The following is a 599-nucleotide window of genomic DNA, read 5'->3' as shown; positions in this document are numbered from 1 at the left end:
GCCGCGATCAATGGCACGGGGGTGGAGAACCCGAAGAAGGCGGTGTCGACGAGGCGGGTGAAAAACTCCACCATGAAGGACCTGTGCGTACGCACCTCCAGCCACCTGGTCACCCAGGCTATAAACGCCGCCAAAGCCTACGCCGAAAAGGAACACCTCGACCTGGCAGACGCCATCTGCCAGTTGATTCTGGGCAATGCCACCGGCAAAGTCGCAACCGTTACCCCCGCTGTCATCGTGCCGCTTAACCCCGACGTGTTGGGGGTGACCCCCGCAGAACGCGCACACGCCGTCTTATCGCTTACCGACGGGTCGGTGATGCAAGTCAAAGACTTCACCCAAGTCCAAATCACCGCCTTCGGTTTAGCCCTGACTGTCAACCACATCACCGGTGAAGACCTGGGGTTGTTCCGCCTGGATCCAGAGGATCCGGATGCCCGGTTTGCTGATGCGTATCAGCGTCAGGTGCTCCGGCTTATTAACCCGGTGTGTGTGGCCGATGGGTGCGGGGTCGGTGCAGATTATTGCCAGCCGCACCATGTGGTGGCTTTTAAACACGGTGGGAAAACCACAACCTCGAACCTGACGATGCTGTGCCC

The 599-nt window shown here is 59.6% G+C and carries 1 protein-coding gene; it reads left to right on the top strand.

Annotated elements, in window-relative coordinates:
* The coding region (locus HMPREF3044_RS13110; protein ID WP_168167238.1) for an HNH endonuclease signature motif containing protein at window positions 1–599 on the top strand (599 nt) is incomplete at both ends.

It is taken from the genome of Corynebacterium sp. HMSC073D01, from assembly GCF_001815555.1.
In the GTDB taxonomy this organism is placed as follows: Bacteria; Actinomycetota; Actinomycetes; order Mycobacteriales; family Mycobacteriaceae; genus Corynebacterium; species Corynebacterium glucuronolyticum.
Note: the sequence above shows the minus strand (reverse complement) of the source record. Positions and strands in the feature narration are given on the sequence as shown.